Source organism: Acinetobacter guillouiae CIP 63.46, assembly GCF_000368145.1.
Taxonomy (GTDB): domain Bacteria; phylum Pseudomonadota; class Gammaproteobacteria; order Pseudomonadales; family Moraxellaceae; genus Acinetobacter; species Acinetobacter guillouiae.
In genome coordinates, this window is the sequence record NZ_KB849291.1 from 74,129 (window position 1) to 82,790 (window position 8,662).

Here is an 8,662-nt window from a genome sequence, read left to right on the forward strand (position 1 = left end):
GAAGTGTGTCTAATCAACAGGGTTTTCGGTCTCTAAGCACTTTTTAAAGGGAACATCATCGACTCAAATCTCTATTTGCAACAGTGCCATCTGCCATCAGGCATGCCGAAGTCTTTTTCGACCAGCGCTTTTTGAGCTTCATTCAATTTTGGATTAGGGATCAGCGTCAGTAGAATTTCTTCATGCCATTGCTGATCCTGAGCAGGGTCTACTGACTCAATCGCCACCACAACAGGTGTGCGATCAATTCTGGAGAGTAAAAAGTCCTTAAACTGCTTGCTCTGATGGCAATAGGCACGGACATGCCAGCGAAAACCGGTATACACCAGGGTGTGTGGGGAAATGATGCGCTCATGCCACTGCGGATTCTGCATCGAGGCATAAATCATTTTTAAAGTACTTTGGTTGCGGCAGGCACGCAACACTTCCCGAATCACTTCAGGACGTACACTGCGATCAGGTAATTGAACTGCTGCAAGATTCGGTTCTGGTGTCGCAATCAGGGTATGCGATTCACTAACCAAACCTGACAGCACATTGAGATATTCATTGATATGCGCTGTAGTCAGTACAGGCTGGAAGCTGGCCTTAGGCACATAGCCTTTTACGGAGGGGTCATGAATCAAGGCATCGGGGTTATACAGCGTATTGTAACGCTTGATATCCGCAGAAGCCTGCTGTCGACTGAGCCCAAACCAGCTCATCAAACGATTGGTAACCAAACGACCTTCCCAGTATGCAAGCAGCTCGATCGCTCGCATTCGTAGCAGGACTTCATGCTTATCTGTCGTCATATACCAATCAGTCAATAAATAGCAGCTTTAAGATTACCCTACAGCAAATATACAGTAAACATTTTTGACGGTATTTAAAGGTAGTATTGCAATCATCAGATAAAAAATATACTAGTATCCTGATGATAGCCGTCAAAGTACGATCTCTAGCAGATCATGGATCCTGGTATAGCGCGTGAATTGAGCTAAGTTTTAGAATGAGAGCAATATGGGTTTTAGATTTCGTAAAAGTATTAAATTATTCCCGGGTTTTAAAATTAATCTGACCCATAAAGGCATCAGCAGTGCCAGCATTGGCAAACCTGGTGCTTCTCTAAATATTGGTAAAAAAGGTACGCGAACCAGTGTCGGTATTCCAGGTACGGGACTATCTTACTCTAAACACCAGCCTTACTCTAAAAAAACCCGTGTTCCACAACCGACATCGCTAGAACACACGGAATATAATCCTCAGAATTTAGAACAACCGAAGACAAAGATCTGGCCTTGGATTATTTTTGGAATATTGTGTTTTATTGTGGGTGCCGTCATTTTTTAGCAAAAACAACATTGTATTTTGATCAAAAAAAATGCCCAGATGGATGAATGGGCAAACTAAGGAATTAATATCCTTCAGAAACTCCAGCGCAATTCTCGCTACTTTCAGTAAGCGACTCTGGCTCAATCATGATAGTCTGACTCAATCGAATCGAGGTAAATCGATCCATCATAATTGGAGCAGAAATTATGCTTGAATACATTCTTGAATGATGCTGAAAAGTCTTTGAGTTTTAATTAATAAATAAGAGTATCCATGTCTACCCTCAACTTTACTTATTTTCAGATAGCAACCAATCGAGAGCACTCATTTTTACAATACCATTATAATTCGCTTCAGTCCCTATCGTGTCTAAGGTAAGCAAATACTTGGGATACGAATCAGAAATTTTCTGTAATGGACGTAACTCTCGGCTGAGTGTCTCCTCATTGAGCGTTTCTAATGCCACCTGATAATAAGTTAAATTCTGTAAAGTATCGACAGCAACAAAATCAATTTCATATTCATCAACCCGCCCTACATAGACCGTATAACCTCGTCTGACAAGCTCAAGATAAATCACATTTTCTAAGATATGACCTTGATCAGCATTAGCATCAGGCAACATAATCCGGCGCAATCCGACATCAACTAAATAGTATTTTTCAGAGGATTGTAATAACTCACGCCCGCGTACTTTAAATTGTGCGGCACTATAAAATAGCAAACTGTCCTGTAAGCCCTGAATATAGCGTTTTACTGTTTCAAATGAAATCTTAACCCCACTTGAAACAAAGGTATTTTTAATTTTATTGATGGAAATAGGTGAGCCTGTCACGCTTGCCAAATATCTTGCGACACGCTCGAGAGAGTTAATATCGGCAGTATTCAAACGGGGAATAACATCTTTAAACATTACACTGGCATAGACCGCTTGCAAGTAATCATAAGTTTCCTGCTGGCTAGTCATGGCAAGCGTATAAGGGAAACTACTGCGCGTATACATGGCATACAAATCACGATTGGATAATTGTTGGATGATCGGATTATTTTCAATATGCCACTGTTTAAATTCTTGGAATGACAGAGGTAGAACGTGTTGCTCGATATAGCGTCCTGTAAGTAAAGTCGCAAGTTCTCCACTTAGAAAGAATGCATTTGAGCCTGTAATATATAAATCGATATAATCTCGAACATATAAAGAGTCGACTACTTTCTCAAAATTTTTAACATGTTGTATTTCATCTAAAAAAACATAATTTTTTTTACTTTTATCAACTTTGGACAATACATAATCATGTAGTTTACGGTAATCGGTGAGTTCTTCAAATTCCATAAATTCGAAGTTGATGGCAATGATGTTTTCGGCTTGTACACCCTGTGCTTTCAGGTCTTGTTGAAACATCGCCAATAAGGTGGATTTTCCAGAGCGACGCACACCTGAAAGTACTTTAATGACATCACGGTCTTGCCATGTATTCAGAAATTTTAAGTAGCCATCACGTCGAATATTAGCGCTTCTCATTATTTACACTTAGAATCTAAAGTTTTAATAAATTCTATCAAATTTTAGAACGTATATGTAAATATATTTAATTTTAGAAAAAGTTTAAAGGTTAAGTGAAACATTCAAAGCTACTGTAGAAGCATGTAAACAGCAGATCTGATCAAAATCCAAATTCTGTCTTTTTGATTATTTTCCATGTTATGTTATTTCATTGATGCTACGAGTTAACTGCTATATAAATTAAGTGAAAAGTAAATGGAACTAAGATGTTAACTAGAGTGGAACTCATTTTTATTGTGCTAATGGTATCAGCCTTATTGCGTATGAATTGCTAAAAGGTTTATTTTAAAGTCACCTATACATGTTTTTGATCAAAAAAAATGCCCATAGGGAGAATCTATAGGCAAAACGGCTTTGTTGCACAAAGATTTGAAATGCAAAGCGCCCCTAATTGAGCCAAATTTAAGGCGTAACTTGGGTAAGTGGGCGACCTAATTCCGTAAATCTGTTAAGGACTGCTACACGTGCATGGATCTCATTCACTTGGCTATCAAAACTCCTTGCACTGAGTTTATCTCCTAATAATTTGATGCAATGCATCTTAGTTTCAACCAAACTTCGCCGATGATAGCCTGACCATTTTTTCCAGAGTGTCCTGCCTAAACGTTTAATTGTTCGAAGTAATTCATTTCGCTCTAGCGAGCTACTCTTTGTATCTTTCCATGGTTTCGCATTTTTTCTAGGTGGAATCACCGCATGCCCTTGCCGATCTGCAATGACCTGACGGCATTGCTTGGTGTCATAAGCTCCATCGGTATAAACAGAGTTAATCTGCTCATCTTGTGGAATCTGATTAAGTAAATCACCAAGCACCTGTGAATCACTGACATTATTGATTGTAAGCTGAACTGCTCGTATTTGCAGGGTTTTAGCATCTATACCCATATGAAGTTTACGCCATTGGCGACGATATTCAGGTCCATGTTTCTTGCGTTTCCATTCGCCCTCACCTAGAAACTTCATGCCTGTAGAGTCCATGAGTAGATGCAGCCCATCGCTACTTTTTTGGTAGCTGATTACAATATCAATATGCTTTTGTCTTCTACAAAGCATGGTGTAATCTGGAGCTATCCAATTTAATCCGCAAAGTTTAATCAGACTTTGCACAAAGCCAGTAACCATACGTAAAGACAGACGAAATAAGGATTTAATCATTAAGCAGCATTGGATAGCTGCGTCGGAGTAGGTTTGATTTCGCCCTTGTTTGCCTTTTGATGGCGCATACCATTGCGTAGCAGGATCAAACCAAATGGCAATATTTCCGCGACTCATGAGTGCTCGGTTATATGCGGGCCAATTGGTTGTGCGGTAGATTTTGTGTGTAGGCTTCTTCATTTGAAAATTATATCGCTGAAAAAGCCTTTACAGATAGGTTTGTGCAACAAAGCCATTTTCCAATATCAAAGTATCGCGATGTCTATATAAGGTTTATCAACAAATCAAAATATTTAAATTATTTGCCAGTAAAGTTATGAAGTTATGAAGTTATGAAGTTATGAAGTTATGAAGTTATGAAGTTATGAAGTTATGAAGTTATGAAGTTATGAAGTTATGAAGTTATGAAGTTAGGTTATTTAATCTTATAGATTGAATAACCTCTTCCATTCTCTATTTTATTTAAAATTTTTATCAACGAGCTGCTTAAAATCTTCTAAATTCTGCTCTGCCAGTGACTCTAAAGCTATTCTTACAATACTAGATCTGTTAACACGAGCGTTATTACTTTTGATAATTAACTCATCAATTAATTCACTTAATTCTTGGTTCAAAGAAAAGGTACAACGAACGAATTTCTTTTGTGAAACTTCTAGATCCTTAACTCTTTTATCAGCTCCAGATATGAAATTTTCAACCAGTTTATCCTGATCTGAAAGCTCGTCAGTTTTCTTTTTTAAACCGCTAAGACCTGCCATAGTTATACTCCTAAAAACTCTTGAGCTATCCCTTCAATTTCTGCTTTTGCCTTAGGATCACTTGTTACTTCAAAAACAGATAAGCCATTTTCATCTGCATCATCATAAACATTTCGATTTGTCGTGATGTGGTCTAATGCTTTTATTCCGAACGATACACAGGCTTCTTTAGCATCTAAAATTCGCTGTACTTGTGACGGTAATGTTGGGCATTGTGTAATGATTGCTCTTGCATTCAAATCTGGATTCACTGCTCGTGCCAGTTTTAATACTTGTTCCATATGATCCAAAGTCTTTAGATCTCTACGTTTAGGCCTAAAAGGCAAGAGCATATGTGTTGCTATAGTCATAGCAGAACGTAATGCTTCCGAATCTTGTCCACCAGCATCAATGATAATATCTTCATATCTTTTTGATAAATCTTTTAAAACTTGACGAATATTGCCTGAAGCTTGTACAGATGGAATATTTTTTAAATCCTCATTCTCATCACGTTCTTTAATCCAGTCAGTTGTTGTGCCTTGAGGATCTGCATCTAGAAGCAGAATATCTCTATTCTTTTCTTGTAAATAAACTGCTAAGTTTTGGGCAAGGCAGCTTTTACCAGCTCCGCCTTTTTCACCACCTACTAAAATAATCATAAGTTATGTAAGTTACGTAATTTTGTTGAAAATAATGTACAAGTTTCAATCTCATGAATCAACTATTGTGAAAAATAAAGTTAAAAAAAGTTATCCACAAGTAATGTTCTTTTTTAATTTTATATATATTTTATAAATTTATATTTATAGAACCTCTGAATGCCTTATGAAGTCTAGTTTTCAGAGGTTTTATATGGACGTTTTCCTGACAATAAGTGGACACTTTCCTTTATTTAAATGGACGTTTTCCTGACAATAAGTGGACGTTTTCCTTTATTTAAATGGACGTTTTCCTTTATTTAATGGACGTTTTCCTGGCATAAATAGATCTTCCATTAATGGACATTAAGTGTTAATGTCCATTAATGGAATTTATTTCTTTAATCACAATATGGCAAATCTAATTTATAAAGACAATAACTTGATTGAAGCATCTTATGCATTGACTCTGTCTGAACAACGCTTAATTTTAGTTGCAATTATTGCAGCTAGGGAAATTGAAAAAGAGCTTACATCGGATACATTGCTAACAATACATGCGTCTGAATACATGAAGCACTTTAATTTGGGTCGTCAAGCGGCCTATGAGGCTCTTCAGGGAGCGTGTGATAACTTATTTGAACGTAGACTCACCTATAAGGCCATAGATCCTGTTACAGGTAAGCCAGCGGTCTACAAAAGCCGTTGGGTATCAAAAGTTGGCTATGTTAAAGAAGCTGCATGTGCTCAACTAATTTTTGCTCCTGATATTTTACAGCTTTTTGTAAAACTTGAAGAAAAGTTTACTCGTTATGAATTAAAGCAAATTTCTCAATTATCTAGTGTATACGCTATACGGCTGTATGAACTTTTGATTAGATGGCGTAGCAAAGGCAAGCTATATATTAGTATGGTTGAATTGCGTGATAAGTTAGGTCTACTTGAAAATGAATATAAAACCATGGGAGATTTCAAAAAGCGTGTATTGACGGTTGCCATAGATCAAATTAATAAACTTACTGATATCGACGTAAGTTATGAGCAGAAAAAAGAAGGGAGAACAATTACACATATCGAATTTTCTTTTAATCAAAAAGCTTCCTTAATTGTTAGTGATAAGGTACTGGAACCTGCATATCAGCTGACACCAAAACAATCTATATTTTTCGCTCAAAAATTGTGTGACCTTATCAAATATCCCGAATTCGGGGGGAAATATGCCAATGTAGGCGAAGAGATCGAAGCGTTTAAAGAAAGGATTTCACTTGAACTCCTCGACCCTGAAAAGGTAAAAAAGTATTATTCTGATTTGTTAAAAGTGGGCTATAAAGAAAAATATAAATCAGAAAAGTTATCATAACCTGAATTATAGAAATTTTTATTTTGAACACTACAAACCTATAGGAAAAATTTAGTCTGCCCTGGTAACCCTAGGGCGTGTCCTCATTTGAAGAATTGGTTTTAAATACTTAAAATCCTCCTTTGAGTTATTTTTATTTCTATATTTTCAATGGCACGTACTCTTCTTACCGATGATATCTGGCAGCAAATTCAAGATACTATGCGATTACATGGTTGCTACCGTTCAAAGAATAGTAGAAATATCATGGAAGTGATCTTATGGAAACTGCGTACAGGCGCCACATGGCGTGATATTCCTCAAGAATTTTGTCCTTGGCAAACTGCTTATAATCGTTTTAATCGTTGGGCAAGCAAGGGATTGTGGAATAAATTTTTTTTAGATTACGAGGCGTCTTGGATCAAGAATGGGTATTCATTGACGGAAGCTACATACGCGTGCATCAACATGCAAGTGGAGCTCGGAATGGTTTCGAAAGAGCAATTGGACAATCACGTGGTGGACGAACAACAAAAATACATCTTGCAACCGACGCGAATGGATTACCGATTGATTTTAAAATCACTGGGGGTGACGTCCACGACAGTCAAATTGCAAAACAACTGATTGATACTGTAGGCGAGGCAACTTATCTGATTGCTGATAAGGGGTATGATGCTGAACATATTAGAATATATGCCAAGAACAAGAAGATGATTCCCATTATTCCATTGCGATCAAACAGTAAGAGATCGAATAAGGTGTTTGATAAATATCTATATAAATTAAGACATTTAGTTGAAAATGTGTTTGCGAGATTGAAGCATTTCCGAGCGATTGCAACCCGATTTGATAAGCTTGCACGAAATTACCAGTCTATGATTTACATTGCTTGCATGTTTATTTGGTGTAAAGCCAAATGAGGACACGCCCTAGTTTTATAAACTGAAAATTATATGTTCCACTAGGGCTTGTTGAGAATTAACAAAGGCTACTGATTAATTTATAATAGTACTATGGATAGATACATACTTACTGATGCCCAATGGGCAAAAATGGAACCTTTTTGCCTAGGTAAAGTGACCGATCGAGGTCGTAGTGGAAAAGATAATCGATTATTTTTAGAAGCAGTCCTATGGATTGCCCGTACAGACAGTCCATGGCGTGATCTACCTCCTCATTTTGGTAAATGGAATACCGTCTTTAAAAGATACCGTGATTGGGTGAAAGCTGGTGTATTTGAAACTATTTTTGCATCTGTAAATGAAGATGTTGATTTGGAATACGCCATGATTGATGGAACGATTGTTAAAGTTCATCGACATGGGCAAGGTGCAAAAGGGGGACTTTCAAACAGTCTATAGGTAAATCTCGAGGTGGAATGACCTGTAAAATTCTTGCCTTAGTGGATAGTCTAGGCAACCTTATTAAGTTTCGATTAATGCCTGGTCAATATCACGATTTAGTAGAAACCAAACCTTTAATTGAAGATGTTGATTTTCAAGCATTACTAGCGGATAAAGCATTTGATGCAGATTGGCTCATCCAAGAACTCAATGAACGTAAAGTGAAAGTGGTGATCCCACCCAAATCTAATCGAAAAGTAATGAGAGCATTTGATACGACTATGTATAAATGGCGTCATCTCATTGAAAACTATTTCTGTAAGTTAAAAGAATTTAAACGTATAGCGATGCGTAGTTGTAAAACAGATACGAGTTTTGAAGCCATGATTCAACTGTGCGCGAGTTTAATTAACTCTCGGTAATTCTCAACAGACCCTAGTACGAAGAACTGATCTGGATTAATTTGCCAGAAAGATGAAATTATAAAGTTACATAACTTATGCAACTTACACAACTTACGATCTTATGTAATCCTGAGGAGAGTGATGCGATCGAAACCTCTCCCG

At 37.1% G+C, this 8,662-nt stretch carries 7 protein-coding genes and 2 pseudogenes; 4 read left to right on the forward strand and 5 right to left on the reverse strand.

What is annotated here, in order from left to right; genetic code table 11:
- Nucleotides 1–89: 89 nt before the first annotated feature.
- Nucleotides 90–794: pseudogene (locus F981_RS22875) on the reverse strand (WYL domain-containing protein); the annotation flags it as partial.
- A 208-nt stretch (nucleotides 795–1,002) separates the two neighbouring features.
- Here F981_RS22875 and F981_RS22880 point away from each other — a divergent pair.
- Nucleotides 1,003–1,332 carry a DUF4236 domain-containing protein gene (locus F981_RS22880; RefSeq protein ID WP_004726791.1) on the forward strand — a complete coding sequence of 110 codons (330 nt, stop codon included), beginning with the start codon at nucleotides 1,003–1,005 and terminating at the stop codon, nucleotides 1,330–1,332.
- Nucleotides 1,333–1,603: 271 nt separating this feature from the next.
- On the opposite strand, the gene F981_RS22885 is transcribed toward F981_RS22880, so the two are convergent.
- From F981_RS22885 to F981_RS22900, 4 genes are all read right to left on the reverse strand, one after another.
- Nucleotides 1,604–2,836 (reverse strand): ATP-binding protein, encoded by a 1,233-nt coding sequence (locus F981_RS22885; RefSeq protein WP_004726792.1) that lies wholly within the window; start codon nucleotides 2,834–2,836, stop codon nucleotides 1,604–1,606.
- A 444-nt stretch (nucleotides 2,837–3,280) separates the two neighbouring features.
- On the reverse strand, nucleotides 3,281–4,213 hold the full coding sequence (locus tag F981_RS22890) for an IS5 family transposase (protein WP_035372565.1): 933 nt from the start codon (nucleotides 4,211–4,213) through the stop codon (nucleotides 3,281–3,283).
- A 278-nt stretch (nucleotides 4,214–4,491) separates the two neighbouring features.
- On the reverse strand, nucleotides 4,492–4,791 hold the full coding sequence (locus F981_RS22895; RefSeq protein WP_004726796.1) for a hypothetical protein: 300 nt from the start codon (nucleotides 4,789–4,791) through the stop codon (nucleotides 4,492–4,494).
- A 2-nt stretch (nucleotides 4,792–4,793) separates the two neighbouring features.
- Complete coding sequence (locus F981_RS22900; RefSeq protein WP_004726798.1) at nucleotides 4,794–5,432, reverse strand: AAA family ATPase; 639 nt, start codon at nucleotides 5,430–5,432, stop codon at nucleotides 4,794–4,796.
- A 391-nt stretch (nucleotides 5,433–5,823) separates the two neighbouring features.
- Here F981_RS22900 and repM point away from each other — a divergent pair, with 391 nt between their 5' ends.
- From repM to F981_RS23575, 3 genes and pseudogenes are all read left to right on the forward strand, one after another.
- Nucleotides 5,824–6,771, forward strand: coding sequence for a replication initiation protein RepM (gene repM, locus F981_RS22905; RefSeq protein ID WP_010117601.1), 948 nt, complete (start codon nucleotides 5,824–5,826; stop codon nucleotides 6,769–6,771).
- Nucleotides 6,772–6,921: 150 nt separating this feature from the next.
- Nucleotides 6,922–7,673, forward strand: a protein-coding gene (locus F981_RS23570; RefSeq protein WP_228129054.1) for an IS5 family transposase whose coding sequence is annotated in 2 segments (ribosomal slippage) — nucleotides 6,922–7,156 and nucleotides 7,156–7,673 — 753 coding nt in all. Because the reading frame shifts where the segments join, the coding sequence is not laid out codon by codon here.
- Nucleotides 7,674–7,766: 93 nt separating this feature from the next.
- A pseudogene (locus F981_RS23575) lies at nucleotides 7,767–8,518 on the forward strand (IS5 family transposase).
- The last annotated feature ends 144 nt before the right edge of the window (nucleotides 8,519–8,662 follow it).